Origin of the sequence: Kitasatospora sp. NPDC085879, from assembly GCF_040686255.1 — a bacterium.
In the GTDB taxonomy this organism is placed as follows: domain Bacteria; phylum Actinomycetota; class Actinomycetes; order Streptomycetales; family Streptomycetaceae; genus Kitasatospora.
On the sequence record NZ_JBFBJZ010000003.1, the window covers coordinates 130,717 to 146,386 of the forward strand.

The following is a 15,670-nucleotide window of genomic DNA, read 5'->3' on the forward strand; positions in this document are numbered from 1 at the left end:
CGGCCGCGCGATCGGCGCACTCACCGCGTCCGCCGCCCTGGCCCTCTCAATCGGCGCCGGTCTTTCGATCGCCCCCACCGCCGAGGCCACCCCGCCCAGCACCAAGGACGTCACCGCCACTCTCTTCGAGTGGAAGTTCGACTCCGTCGCCAGGGCCTGCACCGACACGCTCGGCCCCAAGGGATACGGCTTCGTCGAGGTCTCGCCGCCCCAGGAGCACATCCAGGGCGCCCAGTGGTGGACCTCCTACCAGCCGGTCAGCTACAAGATCGCCGGACGGCTCGGCGACCGCACCGCCTTCCAGTCCATGGTGAACACCTGCCACGCGGCGGGCGTCAAGGTGATCGCCGACTCGGTGGTCAACCACATGTCGGCCGGCTCCGGGACTGGCACCGGCGGCACCAACTACACCAAGTACAACTACCCGGGCTACTACCAGGACCAGGACTTCCACTCCTGCCGCCAGGCGATCAGCAACTACAGCGACCGCTCCAACGTGCAGAACTGCGAACTGGTCAACCTGTCCGACCTCAACACCGGCTCCACGTACGTCCAGCAGACCATCGCCAACTACCTGAGCGACCTGCTCACCCTCGGCGTGGACGGCTTCCGGATCGACGCCGCCAAGCACATCGCCGCCTCCGACCTGGCCGGCATCAAGGCCAAGATGAGCAACCCGAACGCCTACTGGGTCAGCGAGGTCATCTACGGCGCCGGCGAGCCCGTCCAGCCCTCCGAGTACACCGGCCTCGGCGACGTCGACGAGTTCCGCTCCGGCACCTGGCTGAAGAGCGCCTTCAACGGCGGGAGGATCTCCGACCTGTCCACCTGGGGCAACGGCCTGCTGGCGAGCAACCAGGCCCGCACCTTCGTCGACAACTGGGACACCGAGCGCAACGGCTCGACGCTCACCTACAAGTACGGCTCCGCGTACACGCTGGCCAACGTCTTCATGCTGGCCCACCCCTACGGCTCGCCGAACGTCTACTCCGGCTACGCCTTCACCAACAACGACGACGGCCCGCCGAACGGCGGCACGGTCAACGCCTGCTACAGCGACGGCTGGAACTGCACCCACGCCTGGCGCCAGGTCGCCAACATGGTCGGCTTCCGCAACGCCGTCTCCGGCACCGCGATGACCAACTGGTGGTCCAACGGCAACAACGCGATCGCCTTCGGCCGCGGCAGCAAGGGCTTCGTCGCGATCAACCGCGAGTCCGGCTCGATCACCCAGACCTTCCAGACCTCGCTGCCCGCCGGCAGCTACTGCGACGTCCAGCACGGCGACCCGGTCTCCGGCGGCTGCACCGGCACCAGCTACACCGTAGGCTCGGACGGCAGGTTCACCGCCACCATCGGCGCCGGTGACGCCGTCGCGATCTACGTCGGCGCGGGCGGCCAGCCCACCTCCACCCCGACCGCCAGCGCCACCGGGGCCTCGTTCGCGGTCAACGCCACCACCGTGTTCGGCCAGAACATCTATGTGGTCGGCAACAACGCGGCCCTCGGCAACTGGAACACCGGCTCCGCCCTGCTGCTCTCCTCGGCGAGCTACCCGGTCTGGAAGCTGGACGTCACGATGGCCGCCGGCACCGCCTTCGAGTACAAGTACATCCGCAAGGACGCGAGCGGGAACGTCACCTGGGAGAGCGGCGCGAACCGGACGGCCACCGTCCCGGCGAGCGGCCTCGTCACCCTGAACGACACCTTCCGCAGCTGACACCGGCCCCACCCGGACGGCCGCCGCACCCCCGTGGTGCGGCGGCCGTAACGGTTGCGGCGGCGAAACCCCCCGAAGGAGTGGAGTCCGCGCCGACCCGGCGCCCCCCACCCCCGTCGGCTGCCAGCATCGCCGGGGTGACCAGAACCCCCACCACCTTCGCGATCCTGGACATCGAACTCTGCGGCGGCCGCTGGGACGGCCATCTGAAGCGGGTCCACGCCTTCGCGCCCCCACCCTCACTGCGCATGACCCTCCGCGCGGAACTCCCCGCCACCGAGGCGGGCGAGTACTGGCCCACCACCAGCGTCTACCGGCTGGACCACGACGGTCCGGTCCTGCGCTACCGGCACTCGCACGACGAGTGAGGCGGCGCCCGGACGCGGCCGCGCCGCCGCCCTGTCAGGGGTGCGGCGGCGCGGCGCTGTCGGCCGGGGTCAGTGGCCGAAGTCGAACCAGTTCACGTTGACGAAGTCGGCCGGCTGGCCGCTGGTGAACGTGAGGTACACGTCGTGGGTGCCGGTCACCGCGGAGATGTTCGCGGGCACGGTGCGCCAGTTCTGCCAGCCTCCGGTGTCGCCGACGGCGAAGGAGCCGACGGGCGCGTTGCCGCGGCTGTCGAGCCTGACCTCCACCAGGCCGCTGACCCCGCCGCCCGCGCCGGAGGCGACCCGGGCGAGGAACTGGGTGGCCGGCGTGGAGCCGAAGTTGACGCCCTTGTACTGCGCCCAGTCGCCGTTGGCCAGCCAGCCGATGTCCTGGCCGCCCTCACTGCAGGTCTCGGTGGCCGTCCCGGACTGGCTGTTGAACGACTCGGCCTGGATCGGGCTGTAGGCGTCCCGGTTGCCCGGCGGGGTGGTGCCGGTGGGCGTCGGCGTCGGGGTGGGCGTCGGGGTGGGCGTGCTGCCGCCGCCGGACTGCCAGACGCTCACGTAGTCGACCACCATCGGCACGCCGGAGACGGTGCCGCCGTCCGGTCCGCCGCCGAAGGCGCCGGGGAAGCCGCCGCCCATGGCCACGTTGAGGATGACGAAGAAGCCGTGGTTGGTGGCGGCGTTCCAGGTCGCCGCGTCCACCTGGTTGGAGTTGACGGTGTGGAACTGCACGCCGTCCAGGTACCAGCGCAGCTGCTGCGGGCTGGTCGAGCGGTCCCACTCGACCGCGTAGGTGTGGAAGCCGCTCTGGCAGCTCGGGGTGCAGGCGCGCTGACCGCCGATGCCGGTGGTCTCGTTGCACGGCCCGCCGGGGCTGGTGCCGCAGTGCAGGGTGGCCCAGACGTTGTTGAGGCCCTGGACGTTCTCCATGATGTCGATCTCGCCGATGCCCGGCCAGTTCCACCAGTTGCCGCGGAACGGCTCGCCGAGCGCCCAGAACGCCGGCCAGTAGCCCTTGGCGGCGGCGCCGGTGACGTTCGGCATCTGCAGCCGGGACTCGATCCGCAGCTTGCCGCCGGCCGGCGGCTGGAAGTCGGTCCGGTTGGTCTCGATCCGGCCGGAGGTCCAGTTGCCGGCGGCGTCCCGGACCGGGGTGATCCGCAGGTTGCCGCTGCCGTCGAGCGCGACGTTGGCGGTGCTCGCGGTCATCGTCTCGATCTCGCCGGTGCCGAAGCCGGCCGGTCCGCCGGGGTAGGAGGTTCCGGTGGTGTAGCGCCAGTTGGTGGTGTTGACGCCGCTGCCCGCCGGGCCGTTGAAGTCGTCGGCGAACACCTGGGTCCAGCCGGCCGGGGCCGGGGGCACGCTCGCCTCGGCGTTCATCGTGCCGGCCAGGCCGGTGGCCAACAGGCCGAGCAGGCCGGCCGCGGTGAGCAGGTGCCGAACGCGTGGTCTGAGCCGCATGGGTGCCTCTCGTGGGGTGGGGGACGGAGGGAACCTACTGAGAGCGCTCTCGAAATTGGTACCGGCGAGCGGCAATTGATGTCAATAACTGAAGGAGAATCAGAGCTTGAACCGGCACTTTCCTTCGAAAGTTGACCCGATGGATTGACAGTCCGGGATCCGGTCGCCACTCTCCGGTCGAGAGCGCTCTCATTTGCCGCCGTCGCTGAGAGGCCCGTCATGACCCGACCCCGACCCAGACCCCAACTCCGCCCCCGCCCCCGAGCCCGGTCCCGCTTCCGGCGTCCCGCCGCACCCGCCGTGGTGTCGGCCCTCCTCCTCCTGCTCGGCGCCCTGCTCGCCGGGGTGCACTCCGCCGCGGCCGCCGGCGACTACACCCGGAGTGCCGAGCCGGCCGGCGCCGGTCTGGTCCGGTTCCGGTTCGTTCCGGTCGCCCCGTCCGCCCTGGTCGACGTCCACTACCTGGTGAACGGCGCCGGCCAGCAGAACTTCCGGATGGACAACGCCGCGGGCACGTGGACGAAGACCACCGCCCCGCTGCCCGAGGGCGCCAGGCTGGACTACTGGTTCACCTACGAGAAGAACGGCCCGCTGTACGACACCCCGCACTTCGCCCACACGGTCGGCGGCGGCACCACGCCGACCCCCTCGCCGACCGTGCCGCCCCCGTCCGGCGGGAACGGCGCCTTCCCGATCGTGTTCCGCAACGACACCCGCGGCACCTGGAGCGACGCGCAGATCTACGTCACCGTGCTGGGCCAGGTCGTCCCCGGCCAGTGGTCGTACCTGAAGCCGGACGGCACCACCGCCCGGATCAACCACCTCGCCGCGACGGCCCCCGGGCACCTCGTCAAGAACGGGGTCAACTACCCCAACATGTCCTTCACCCTGGCGCGGGCCGCCACCGTGCCGTCGCCCGCCGCGATCCGGGGCGGCCGCATCTACGTCTCGCTCGGTTCGCCGATGTACATCCCCGTCTCGCCCGACGACCAGGGCTGGGGCGGGCCCGACCTGCGCAACCCGGCCGACCCCAACGCCGACGTGTACTACGACTGGTACGAGTACACCTATGTGTCCGGCGAGGTCGCCTTCGGCGGCAACACGACTCAGGTCGACCAGTTCGGCTTCCCGATGACCGCCCGACTCCAGCAGCCCTCCTCCGGCTACGACACCACCCAGGGCATCACCCGGACCCGTGCCGAGGTGATGTCCGGCTACGCGGCGGCCGTCGGCGCCGCGTTCCGTCCGCTGCAGAGCACCTTCCGGATCACCGCCCCGCGCTCCGCCTCCGCCTTCCTGCCCGGCGGTGCCCAGGCGTCCTACCTGCAGGCGGCCGTCGACCAGGCCTGGGCGTACTACGCCGGCCACCAGTTCACCCTGACCAGGCTCGGCGAGACCTTCACCGGCCGGGTGTCGGGCAGCACGCTCACCTTCACCAAGAACGGTGCGGGCCCGTTCACCCTGGCCAAGCCGACCTCCTCGGACGTGTTCGCCTGCGCGGGCGCGCTGGCCTCCGGCTCGGACGTCGAGAAGCAGCTGGGTGCCGAGTTCTGTGCCGCCCTCAACCGCGGGGTGGCGCTCGATCCGGCGAGTTGGTACACGCCGTCGGCGTACTACACGGGCGCCGCGAAGAACGACTACGCCGCCTACTTCCACGGCGTCGGCCTGAACGGGCGCTCCTACGCCTTCCCGTACGACGACGTCAACGACCGTTCCACGGTGCAGATCCTCGGCAACGCCCGGCCGCCGGCCGCCCTGACGCTCGGCATCGGCTGGTAGCGGCGGAGCCGCCGGCGTCAGCCGCGCCCGATGTACGGCATGGCGGTGGCCATCACGGTGGCGAACTGCACGTTCGCCTCCAGTGGCAGCTCCGCCATGTGCCGCACGGTGCGGGCGACGTCGGCGGCGTCCATGACCGGCTCGGGGGCGATCCGGCCGTCCGCCTGCCGCACCCCGGCGGTCATCGCGGCGGTCATGTCGGTGGCGGCGTTGCCGATGTCGATCTGGCCGCAGGCGATCCGGTACGGGCGGCCGTCCAGCGAGAGCGAGCGGGTGAGGCCGGTGACGGCGTGCTTGGTCGCCGTGTAGGCGATCGAGTGCGGCCGCGGCACGTGCGCGGAGTTGATGATCCGGCCGCCCTGCGGGTGCTGGGCCCGCATCTGCCGGAACGCCGCCTGCGCGCACAGGAAGGCGCCGGTCAGGTTGAGGTCGACGACGGCCCGCCACTCTTCCAGCGCGAGGTCCTCGACCGGGGTGGGTGTGCCGAAGGTGCCGGCGTTGTTGAACAGCAGGTCGACCCGGCCGAAGCGTTCGGCGGTCTCGGCGAAGAGCGCGTCCACCGCGGCCGGGTCGGTGACGTCGGTGGGGACGGCCGCCGCGCCACCCCCCGCGAGTGCGGCCGCCGCGCGCAGCGGTTCGGCCCGCCGTCCGGCGAGCACCACCTGCCAGCCGGCGGCGGCCAGCTCGACCGCCACGGCCCGGCCGATCCCGCTGCCGGCCCCGGTCACGACGGCGATCTGCTGCGGCACGGCGGGCGCTCCCTCGGTTCGACGACGACCTCGCGGTCCGTCGATGATCGCGCCGCGGGCCGGGCGGTGTCACTCGTCGAAGCCGCCAACACGCCGCCCGTCCGGGTGCCGACCGGCTGGCGCAACCTCCCGTACCCCGCCGTCCGGCGGGGGTGCCACCCCGCCGGACGGCCGGTTGCCCGCCCTGTCGCAACCGGGTCCGTGCAGGTCGGCGTCATAGGATCACGGACGGCACGGACGTTCGCCCTTCGGGCGGCCGTGCCGATCGGGGGTGTCCGGGGCCGTCCGCGCCGGTGCCCCGGCCAGGCCCCGCCCGGGGCACCCGCCGCCCGGCCGTGCCGGGGCGTCCCACCGTCGGAGAGATCGATCGTGCACCCGCAGCCCACTCGCGCCCGTCGCCGGGCCGTCCGTCGTACCCTCCTCGCGGGCACCGCCGCGGCCGTGCTGGCCGCGGTGCTGGCCGGCTGCGGGAGCTCGGCGGAGCCCGCGAGCTCCCAGGACAAGGCCGGGCCCGCCGGCAGGTCGGGTGCGCCGGCCAGCGCCACGCCGCCGCCCAAGCCCTCGAAGGTGCTGATGCCCGCCGGGCCGGCCGCCGACCTGAAGAAGGTCCGCGACACCGAGGCCGGGCCGATCATGATGACCACCCTGACCGGCAAGAAGTCCGGGGTGAGCGGCAAGGTCTGGGTCTGGCTGCCGCCGCAGTACAACGACCCGGCGTTCGCGCGGCACGGCTTCCCCGTGCTCACCCTCTACGCGGGAGGGCAGAGCGCCGGCTACAACACCTGGACGGACAACCAGCTGCCGATCCAGAAGATCGACACCGAGCTGTCCAAGGCCGGCAAGGCGCACCCGTTCATCCTTATCATGCCGGTGCAGAACCTGAACTCGGCCGAGTCCAAAGCACTGGAGTGCTCCGACATCCCGGGCCAGCCGAAGATGGGCACCTGGATGGCCGAGGACATCCCGGACTTCGTCCGCGCCAACTTCCGCACCGTCAAGGGCCGTGACGGCTGGGGCCTGATGGGCGCCTCCACCGGCGCGTTCTGCAGCGCGAAGCTCGCCCTCCAGCACCCGGACGTCTTCAAGGCGGCCGTCCCGATCGACGGCTACTTCAACCCCGACTCCCCGCTCTGGCAGGGCCACGAGCAGGAGCGGCTGGCCAACAGCCCCGGCCAGCTGGTCTCCCAGGGCAAGGCGGACGTGCGGATGCTCGCCACCGCCGGCGGCGCCAACGCCTACGAGACCGGGCTGGTCAAGGCCTGGGTGAAGAAGGCGGTGCCGCCGCTGACCGTCGACTACTACGAGCAGCCCGGCGGCAAGCACCTCACCACCGACTTCAAGAAGATGATCCCGGACGCCCTGCAGTGGCTCAGCAAGAACCTGGCCGGGCCGGAGGCCGACTGACGCACCGTCGGAGGCCCGGCGTGTGCGAATTCGGCGAGTCTGCCCCCGCCGGGCCCCGCGGAGCGGGATACTCCATTCCGGCGGCGGGCTCGGCCCGCCGGCCCGCGCCGTTCCAGCCGCAGTGCGCCCGTCCGGGCGCCGGGGCACCCTGGCGCGCGGGCCCCGCGGCGATCGAGCGGATCGTTCGAAACGTCCCGATCACCCCGCTGACCTGCGCGTCAATCGGTCATTGATTCGACTCTGATGGGCTTTCCGCACGCTGGAGCCCCGGCCGAGCACCACTCGCGGTGCCGGAGCCGTTCCAGCCCCAGTCAGCCGCGAAGAGAGCGCCATGTCCTGCCACCTGCTCCCCGTCGACTCACCGCAGATCCCCGCCCAGCCGCTCCCGGAGTGCCGGACGCCGGAGGCCGAGACCGTCCCGTTCGCCGGCCTGCGGCTGGTGCACGCGGCGCTGCGCCGCGACCTGGCCCGGCTGCCCAACGCGCTGCGCCTGCTGCAGCCCGGCGACGAGGCCGCCGCCCAGGCGCTGCAGCGCCACTGGGACTTCATGACCGCCATGCTCACCTGCCACCACGAGCAGCAGGACACCCGGCTGTGGCCGCTGCTGCGCCGCTTCGCCCCGGAGCTGCGGCTGCTGCTCAACTGGCTGGAGGCCGACCACCACAACCTCGACCACTCCTTCACCCGGGTCACCACCCTGGTGCGGATCGCCATCCGGGACCCGGCCAGCTCCTGGCCGGTCGCCTACGCGGTCGAGGAGCTGGCCGCCCGGCTGGAGACCCACCTGCGGATCGAGGAGCGCCAGCTGCTGCCGCGGATGGCCGGCGTCTTCCCGGCCGGCTCGCGGATCGGCACCCTGCCCGAGCTGCTCGACCTGCTGCGCGCCGCCGACGGCCCGGCCTCCTCGGACGCCCTGGTCTGGCTGCTGGACGGCGTCGACGAGGCGCAGATCGACCGCCTGCTCGCCGACTGCGACGACACCACCGTCCGGCACTGGCCGCACTGGCGTGCCACCTACGCCCGCTGCTCCGAGCAGCTGTGGGGCCCGGGCTGCTGACGGCCGCTCAGGCGGCGCCCAGCGCCGCCAGGTACGGTCCGAGGTCGGCCGCGTCCAGGGTGGCCAGGCCGATGTGGCCGTCCGGGCGGACCAGCAGGTAGCCCTCGCCCCACCCCTCCTCGACCCGCGCGGTGCCCAGCTCCGCGGGCAGGTCGGCGGGGACGGGCAGCGTCCGGCCCGCCACCACCAGCGTCGCGTGCGGGCCGCGCAGCACGTCGAACAGCCGCCGCGCGCCGCCGTCGGTGCCGGAGCCGTCGATGCCGCTGCCGTCGGCGTCGGTGCAGAGCGCGTCCGGGGCCCGGTCGCCGGCCTGCAGGTCGTTCTCGGCCAGGCCGGGGCGCCGCTCGTCGCTGAGCGGGCCGCCGCGGTAGCCGACGCCGAGCTGCTCGGTGTGCGCGCCGCGCTTCGCCGAGACGCCGACCGCGCCGGCCCGGTGCAGCGAGGTGCTGATCTCCAGGACGTCCGCCGCCACCGGCAGGCGCTCCAGCTCGTAGCTGTCGAGCAGTGCCTCGGGGGCGCCGTGGCGCAGCACCCGGCCGAGCTTCCAGCCCAGGTTGTAGGCGTCCTGCACGCCGGTGTTCAGGCCCTGCCCGCCGGCCGGCGAGTGCACGTGCGCCGCGTCCCCGGCCAGGAACACCCGGCCCAGCCGGAACCGGTCGGCCAGCGCCGCCCGCGGCCGGAAGCCCGAGACCCAGCGCACCTCGGTGACCGCCGAGGCCGGCAGCGGGGTGCGCTCGGCGACGATCCGTCGCACGCCCTCGGCCGAGGTGTCCGGCTCACCCTCCTCGTACTGCGCGAACAGTTGGAAGTCCTGCGCGGTGCCGCCCGGCATCGGGCAGAGCAGCGCCGCCCCGCCGGGGGCGTGCTGCCAGACGTGCCAGTTGTCCCGGGACAGCCCCTCGATCCGGACGTCGGCCACCAGTGCCGCCTTGGGGTCGACGGTCTCGCCGGCCATCGGGATGCCGACCGCCCGCCGGACGGTGCTGCGCCCGCCGTCCGCGGCGACCAGGTAGTCGGCGGTGGCGGTGCCGGCCGCGGTGTCGACCTCGACGCCGTCCGCGTCCTGCCGCACCGCGAGCACGCCGCTGCCGAACTCGACGCGGCCGCCCAGCTCCACCAGCCGCGCGTGGAGGATCTCCTGGGTGCGCCACTGGGGCAACATCCACAACTCCGGGTGGGGCACGCCGTCCTCGGCGGGCCGACGCTCGATCAGGTCCCACTCGGGGCCCGGCTCGGCGCCCTGCCAGGAGCGCATCAGCGGGTAGCGCGAGCCGGCGGAGTGTACGGCGCCGATCACCCCGAGGTCGTCGAGGACCTCCTGGGTGCGCGGCTGCAGGCCCTTGCCGCGGGAGCCGGGGAAGAGGCCCGGCGCCTGCTCCAGCAGCCGGAAGCGCACGCCGCGGCGGGCGAGGTCGCAGGCGAGGGTGAGGCCGGTCGGGCCGGCTCCGACGATCAGGACTTCGGTGTGCATCCCCATCTCCTTAACGCTGTTAAGTGGTGATGGAACGAGCATCCACTTAACGCTGTTAAATTGTCAAGGGGGTGCGGATGCGGCACAGTGCGGCGCGGACGGCGCCCGGCAGCGAAGGTGGAGGACGTGGCGGCCAAACTGGAACGCACGCAGGTGGTCGACACCGCACTGCGCCTGCTCGACGAGACCGGCCTCGAAGGGCTCACCCTGCGCCGGATCGCCACCGAACTCGGCGTCAAGGCACCCGCCCTGTACTGGCACTTCGCCAACAAGCAGGCCCTGCTCGACGAGATGGCCACCGAGATGCTCCGCCGGATGCTCACCGCCGAGCCGCCCGCCCCCGGTGCCGACTGGCGGGAGTGGCTGCTGCTCACCTGCCGCACCCTGCGCCGCACTCTTCTAGCCCACCGCGACGGCGCCAAGGTCTTCAGCGGCACCCGGCTGACCGACACCGGCCACGCCGGCCGCTTCGAGGAGCAACTGCGGGCCTTCGTCCGCGACGGTTTCACCCTCGACGACGCCGTCGAGGCCTACTTCACCGCCTACTCCTTCACCATCGGATTCGTCATCGAGGAGCAGGCCGTCCACCCGATGCCCGGCGAGCGCGCCCCCGGCTACGACGCCGAGGAGCGCGCCCGCGCCGTCGGCGCCGACCACCCGCTCACCGCCGCCTCCGGCACCGGCCTGTTCGCCGACTACGACCGGCGATTCGAACGCGGACTGGCCGTCATCGTGGCCGGGGCCGAGGCCGTCCTGCGGTCCTGACGCCGTCGGGGCGTGGCGGAGCCCCCGCACCCGGGGTCGGGGGCGGGGGCTCGTGCGGCGCCCGTGCTTCCGCGACGGACGGGGCGGGTCAGCCGGCCAGTGCCGCCCGCGCCGCCGCCAGGTCCGCGGTCCGCGGCCGGTTGTGCGGCAGCCGCGACAGCGCCGCGGCCATCCCGCAGGTGTCGGTGGCGGCGGAGAACGCCAGCCCGCCCGCCACCGCCGCCGACAGCCACCGCGCCTTCGGCGCCGCCAGCCCGGCCGCCAGGCCCGCCAGCACCAGCGATCCGGCGGCCAGCCGGACCTGCCGGTCCATCGCCCAGGCCGCCCGGCCGCCGTCCTCGGCCCGCTCCAGCGGGTGGCCGCGCTGCGCCCAGGCCGCCGTACCGCCGGTCAGCGTCGCGGTGTCGACACCGTGCCCGGCGAGCACGGCGGCGGCCTGCCCGGACCTGGCACCGGACGCGCAGACCAGCAGCAGATCGCCGCGGTCCGCGGCGGAGCGCAGCGCGGGCAGCAGGCCGTCCAGCGCGTCCAGCGGCACGTTGAGCGCGCCGGGCAGGTGGCCGGCGGCGTACTCGCCCGGCGTGCGGACGTCGACGACGGTCAGCTCGCCGGCCCGGGCCAGCGCCTGCTCGGGGGAGAGGGGAGTGCAGGTCATGGGGGAGTCCCTTCGGTCGGGGGGTGTTGGGGGACGGGATTCTCGGGAGATCGGGAAGCAGGCGCGGGCCGGGTACGCTATACCCCTTGGGGTATGGGAGAGGAGACGTCATGGAGCTGGCGCCCGAGGAACTGACCGGCGCGATCAACCGGCTGCGCCGCGCGCAGGGGCAGATCGCCGGGATCATCCGGATGATCGAGGAGGGTCGGGACTGCGAGGACGTCATCACCCAGCTCGCCGCGGCCTCCAAGGCGCTGGACCGGGCCGGGTTCGCGATCATCGCCACCGGTCTGCAGCAGTGCCTCGCCGAGGGCGACACCGCGAACGGAGACCAGCAGCAGACCCGGACGAGACTCGAGAAGCTCTTCCTGTCGCTGGCCTGACCCCGGGCCCGCCGGGGGAGCTACGTCACGGCGTCCACCAGCATGAAGGCGGCCACCGCGAGCAACAGGAGGGCGAACGTCCGCTGCAGCACCGGTCCGGACAGCCGGTGCGCCAGCCGGCGGCCGTCCCGGGCCGCCAGCAGCGCGGCGCCCGCGAACGGCGCCACCACCGCCCAGTCCAACCCGCTCGCCGCACCGGACCGGCCGACCAGCGAGGCCAGCGAGTTCGCGGATATCACCAGCAGGCTGGTGCCGACCGCGGCCCGCATCTCGAAGGCGAGCACACCGACCAGCGTCGGCACCGCGAGGAAGCCTCCGCCGACACCCAGCAACCCGGTCAGCGCCCCCAGCCCGGCGCCGGCCCCCGCCGCCCGCGGCGCCGACGGCTCGCGCCCGGCCGACGCGGCGGGCCGCAGCATCCGCACCGCCGCCGCAGCCGCCACCAGCGCGAACGCGCCGGTCAGCAGCGGCTGCGGCAACCGCGTCGACAGCAGGCCCGCCAGCGCGGCCGGCACCAGCCCCGCCGCCGCGAACAGCGCCCCCGAACGCCAGCGGACGTGGCCCGCCCGGGCATGGCCGGCCAGCGCCGACAGCGAGGTCACCGTGACGATCAGCAGGCTCGCCGTGGTCGCCTGCGCCGGACCGAGCCCCAGCAGATAGATCAGCGCCGGCACCGCCAGGACACTGCCGCCACCTCCCAGCCCGCCCAGCGCCAGACCGACCACCGCGCCCGCCGCCACCGCCTCGACCAGCGCGATCACGCGACGCCGCCCTCGGCGCCGGGACAGCTCCCGCCGGCCAGTGGCAGACCGGCCTCGGACCAGGCGAGCAGACCGCCCGCCACGTCCACGGCCGACACCCCGCGGTGGCACAGCAGATCCACCGCCCGCAGCGACCGCCGCCCCGACCGGCAGACCACCACCACCGGCCGCCCCGCCGCACCCGGCGGCAGCCCGGCCCCCGCCTCCAACCGACTCAGCGGCAGGTGCACCGAGCCCGGCACCCGCCCGGCCCGCCACTCCTCCGCCTCACGGACGTCCAGCAGAACGGCCGCCCCGGCGGTGGTCAGCCGGTGCGCCTCGTCGGGCGCCAGCCGGCCGGGAATCCTGGTGCGGGTGGACATGGTGTCTCCTCGGGGGGGCGGGTGGTGACGGGTTGTCGGACGGCGCACGAGCGCGGGTCGGAGCTCCGCCTCACGGTGGTGGACGGCGGCGGCGTGGCGGCGCGGGGCGGCGTCGGTCAGGTCTTCGGCCGGGGCCCGGGCGGCAGAGTCGTCCGGGCCGTTCGGCCCCGCGGCAGGTCAGGGTGTCGAGGTGGCGTCCGGCCGCGGTTCGCCGGTGAGGCCGGCTTCGACGGCTCCGGTGAAGGTGTCGTCGACGGCCACCACCTCGCGTCCCGCGGCGTCGAGCAGCGAGGCGGCGATGGCGGCTCTCATGCCGCCGGCGCAGTGCACCCACACCGTCCCGGGCGGTACCTCGGCGATCCGGCCGGGCAGCTGGTGGACGGGGATGTGCACCGATCCGGTGACCGCGCCGCCGGCCCGCTCGGAGGCCCGGCGGACGTCCAGCACCACGGGCCGTCCGCCGTCCGCCGCCGGGGTGTCGGCGAGGGTGGCGGCCAGGTCGGTGAAGTCGGCGCGGCGGAAGGAGCGGGGCCGTTCGCCGTCGGGCGTCCAGGCGGCGGGGCCGCCGGTGGCCGCGGCGGCGGGCCGGTCGATCCCGACCCGGACGAGTTCGCGCTGGGCGGCCGCGACCTCGTCCGCCGTCCCGGCGAGCAGGGTGACCGGCTTGCCCCAGGGGATCAGCCAGGCCAGGTAGGTGGCGAGGCTGCCGGTGCCCTCGAAGTTGAAGGAGCCGGCCAGGTGGCCCTCGGCGAAGGCGACCCGGCTGCGCAGGTCGACGACCCACTCGCCGGCGGCCAGCCGGGCGGCGAGTTCGGCGGCGTCCGCCCGCCGGGGCGGGGTCAGGTCGACGGGGGCCGGGCCGGCCGCGTTGGCGGGGCCCATGTGGGCGTAGTACGCGGGGATGTCGTCCAGGCCGGCCAGCAGCTCGGCGACGAAGGTGTCGACGTCCTTGACCAGGGCCTCGTTGTGGGCGCGCTCGGCGCCGATGGTCGTGCCGCCGGCCCCGGCGCCGGCCGCCTGCCCGGCCGAGCAGAAGCTGCCGAAGCCGTGGGTGGGCAGCACCGCGGTGGTGTCCGGGAGGCTGTCGGCGAGCCGGTGCGCGGAGGCGTGCTGGGCGCGGGCCAGCTGCTCGGTGAGCCGCGGCTCGACCAGGTCGGGGCGGCCGACCGTGCCGATCAGCAGCGATCCGCCGGTGAAGGCGGCGACCGGCCGGCCGCCCTCCTCCAGGACGTACGCGGTGTGGTGCGGTGTGTGGCCGGGGGTGGCCACGGCGCGCAGGGCCAGGCCGTCGTCCACCGGCAGCACGTCGCCGTCCTCGACCGGCACCCGGTCGAACGAGACCCGGGCGCCCGCGGGCACCAGGTAGCGGGCGCCGGTGAGCCGGGCCAGCTCCAGGCCGCCGGTGACGTAGTCGTTATGCACGTGGGTCTCGACCACGAGCGCGATCCGCACACCGTGCCGCGCGGCCGCCGCGACCAGCCGGTCGACGTCCCGCGGCGGGTCGACGACCACGGCGGCGGTGGCGCCGCCGGCCAGGTAGCTGCGGTTGCCGAGGCCTGTGAGTTCAACGGTGTCGATGAAGAACATCGCCGTCCCTTCCCGTTCCAAGGTACCCCTGGGGGTATCTGTTCTCCACTCTAACAGGGGTACCCCCGGGGGTATTCGGGGCTGGGCGCGGGCAAAACTCACACCCCCGGGCGGGAATGCGCTGGTAGCGTCCGCCGGATGACCTCTCCCGCCCTGTTCGAGCCGCCGCTGCTGACCCGTCTCAGGGCGGCCGACCGGATCCTGATCGCCGGAGCCGGCGGCGGCTTCGACGTCTACGCCGGCCTGCCGATCGCCCTCGCGCTGCGCGCCGCCGGCAAGGAGGTCCACCTGGCCAACCTCTCCTTCAGCCACCTCCACGGCCTCGACCCGGAGGTCTGGCTGGAGCCGGACGTCGCCGAGATCCGCCCCGACACCCGCAGCGCCGAGCGGTACTTCCCGGAGCGCACCCTGGCCCGCTGGCTGCGGCTGCACGGCATGCCGGACACCGTCTGGGCCTTCCCGTCGGTCGGCGTGCAGCCGCTGCGCGCCGCCTACCGGGCGCTGACGGACCGGCTGGACGTCGACGCGGTGCTGCTGGTCGACGGCGGCACCGACATCCTGATGCGCGGCGACGAGGCGGGGCTCGGCACGCCGGAGGAGGACATGGCCAGCCTGGCGGCGGTCGCCGGGCTCGGGCACGTCCCGACCCGCCTGGTCGCCTGCCTCGGCTTCGGCATCGACGCCCACCACGGGGTCAACCATGCACTGGTGCTGGAGAACCTGGCCGCGCTCGACCGCGCCGGCGGCTACCTCGGCGCCTTCTCGCTGCCGCGGGAGAGCCGCGAGGGCGCGCTCTACCTGGACGCGGTCGAGCACGCCCGGGCGGCCTGCCCGGAGCACCCCAGCATCGTGCACGGCTCGGTCGCGGCCGCCCTGCGCGGCGAGTTCGGCGACGTCCCGTTCACGGAACGGACCCGGGGCGGCGAACTGTTCGTCAACCCGTTGATGACGCTCTGGTTCGGTGTCACGGTGGAGGCGCTCGCCGCCCGCCACCTCTACCTCGACCAGATCGAACGGACCGTTCTGATGCGGCAGATCAGTTCGGCCGTCGAGGAGTTCCGCGACGGGCTGGTCGCACAGCGCCCACCTCGGGTTTTCCCGCACTGACGGCCGCGTGCCCCCGGCCGCCGGCCACCCGGGGG

The 15,670-nt window shown here is 73.9% G+C and carries 15 protein-coding genes; 8 read left to right on the plus strand and 7 right to left on the minus strand.

What is annotated here, in order from left to right; genetic code table 11:
- Window positions 1-49: 49 nt before the first annotated feature.
- Complete coding sequence (locus AB0P35_RS03790) at window positions 50-1,720, plus strand: carbohydrate-binding module family 20 domain-containing protein (RefSeq protein WP_363506341.1); 1,671 nt, start codon at window positions 50-52, stop codon at window positions 1,718-1,720.
- Window positions 1,721-1,857: 137 nt separating this feature from the next.
- On the plus strand, window positions 1,858-2,088 hold the full coding sequence (locus tag AB0P35_RS03795; RefSeq protein WP_363506032.1) for a hypothetical protein: 231 nt from the start codon (window positions 1,858-1,860) through the stop codon (window positions 2,086-2,088).
- 69 nt (window positions 2,089-2,157) lie between these two features.
- Here the strand turns inward: AB0P35_RS03795 and AB0P35_RS03800 are convergent, their stop codons facing one another.
- Window positions 2,158-3,555, minus strand: a complete 1,398-nt coding sequence (locus tag AB0P35_RS03800) for a glycoside hydrolase family 16 protein (protein ID WP_363506035.1) — start codon at window positions 3,553-3,555, stop codon at window positions 2,158-2,160.
- Window positions 3,556-3,858: 303 nt separating this feature from the next.
- On the opposite strand from AB0P35_RS03800, the gene AB0P35_RS03805 reads away from it, so the two are divergent.
- A complete protein-coding gene (locus AB0P35_RS03805) occupies window positions 3,859-5,334 on the plus strand; it encodes a glycoside hydrolase family 64 protein (RefSeq protein WP_363506038.1) in 1,476 nt (491 codons plus the stop codon).
- 17 nt (window positions 5,335-5,351) lie between these two features.
- Here AB0P35_RS03805 and AB0P35_RS03810 read toward each other — a convergent pair whose 3' ends face one another.
- Window positions 5,352-6,083, minus strand: a complete 732-nt coding sequence (locus AB0P35_RS03810; RefSeq protein ID WP_363506041.1) for an SDR family oxidoreductase — start codon at window positions 6,081-6,083, stop codon at window positions 5,352-5,354.
- Window positions 6,084-6,452: 369 nt separating this feature from the next.
- Here AB0P35_RS03810 and AB0P35_RS03815 point away from each other — a divergent pair, with 369 nt between their 5' ends.
- On the plus strand, window positions 6,453-7,487 hold the full coding sequence (locus AB0P35_RS03815) for an alpha/beta hydrolase-fold protein (RefSeq protein WP_363506044.1): 1,035 nt from the start codon (window positions 6,453-6,455) through the stop codon (window positions 7,485-7,487).
- A gap of 331 nt (window positions 7,488-7,818) precedes the next feature.
- Window positions 7,819-8,544, plus strand: a complete 726-nt coding sequence (locus tag AB0P35_RS03820; RefSeq protein ID WP_363506047.1) for a hemerythrin domain-containing protein — start codon at window positions 7,819-7,821, stop codon at window positions 8,542-8,544.
- A gap of 7 nt (window positions 8,545-8,551) precedes the next feature.
- Here AB0P35_RS03820 and AB0P35_RS03825 read toward each other — a convergent pair whose 3' ends face one another.
- The gene (locus AB0P35_RS03825; RefSeq protein ID WP_363506050.1) at window positions 8,552-10,015 is read right to left on the minus strand and encodes an FAD-dependent monooxygenase; all 1,464 of its coding nucleotides are present in this window, start codon (window positions 10,013-10,015) and stop codon (window positions 8,552-8,554) included.
- Between the two features lie 126 nt (window positions 10,016-10,141).
- Between AB0P35_RS03825 and AB0P35_RS03830 the strand changes: the two genes are divergently transcribed.
- Window positions 10,142-10,780 (plus strand): TetR/AcrR family transcriptional regulator C-terminal domain-containing protein, encoded by a 639-nt coding sequence (locus tag AB0P35_RS03830; protein WP_363506053.1) that lies wholly within the window; start codon window positions 10,142-10,144, stop codon window positions 10,778-10,780.
- Between the two features lie 88 nt (window positions 10,781-10,868).
- Here AB0P35_RS03830 and AB0P35_RS03835 read toward each other — a convergent pair whose 3' ends face one another.
- The gene (locus tag AB0P35_RS03835) at window positions 10,869-11,435 is read right to left on the minus strand and encodes a rhodanese-like domain-containing protein (RefSeq protein ID WP_095877040.1); all 567 of its coding nucleotides are present in this window, start codon (window positions 11,433-11,435) and stop codon (window positions 10,869-10,871) included.
- A gap of 110 nt (window positions 11,436-11,545) precedes the next feature.
- Here AB0P35_RS03835 and AB0P35_RS03840 point away from each other — a divergent pair, with 110 nt between their 5' ends.
- Window positions 11,546-11,818: a metal-sensitive transcriptional regulator gene (locus AB0P35_RS03840; protein WP_095877039.1), complete on the plus strand. Its 273-nt coding sequence runs from the start codon at window positions 11,546-11,548 to the stop codon at window positions 11,816-11,818.
- 20 nt (window positions 11,819-11,838) lie between these two features.
- Here the strand turns inward: AB0P35_RS03840 and AB0P35_RS03845 are convergent, their stop codons facing one another.
- The 3 genes from AB0P35_RS03845 to AB0P35_RS03855 all read right to left on the minus strand — a co-directional run bounded on the left by AB0P35_RS03845 (window position 11,839) and on the right by AB0P35_RS03855 (window position 14,528).
- A complete protein-coding gene (locus AB0P35_RS03845; RefSeq protein ID WP_363506057.1) occupies window positions 11,839-12,579 on the minus strand; it encodes a sulfite exporter TauE/SafE family protein in 741 nt (246 codons plus the stop codon).
- Window positions 12,576-12,941, minus strand: a complete 366-nt coding sequence (locus AB0P35_RS03850) for a rhodanese-like domain-containing protein (RefSeq protein WP_363506060.1) — start codon at window positions 12,939-12,941, stop codon at window positions 12,576-12,578. Before AB0P35_RS03850 ends, AB0P35_RS03845 begins: the two co-directional genes overlap by 4 nt.
- 177 nt (window positions 12,942-13,118) lie before the next feature.
- Window positions 13,119-14,528 carry an MBL fold metallo-hydrolase gene (locus AB0P35_RS03855; protein ID WP_363506063.1) on the minus strand — a complete coding sequence of 470 codons (1,410 nt, stop codon included), beginning with the start codon at window positions 14,526-14,528 and terminating at the stop codon, window positions 13,119-13,121.
- 138 nt (window positions 14,529-14,666) lie between these two features.
- Here AB0P35_RS03855 and AB0P35_RS03860 point away from each other — a divergent pair, with 138 nt between their 5' ends.
- Window positions 14,667-15,635, plus strand: a complete 969-nt coding sequence (locus AB0P35_RS03860) for a DUF1152 domain-containing protein (protein ID WP_363506065.1) — start codon at window positions 14,667-14,669, stop codon at window positions 15,633-15,635.
- Window positions 15,636-15,670 lie beyond the last annotated feature (35 nt).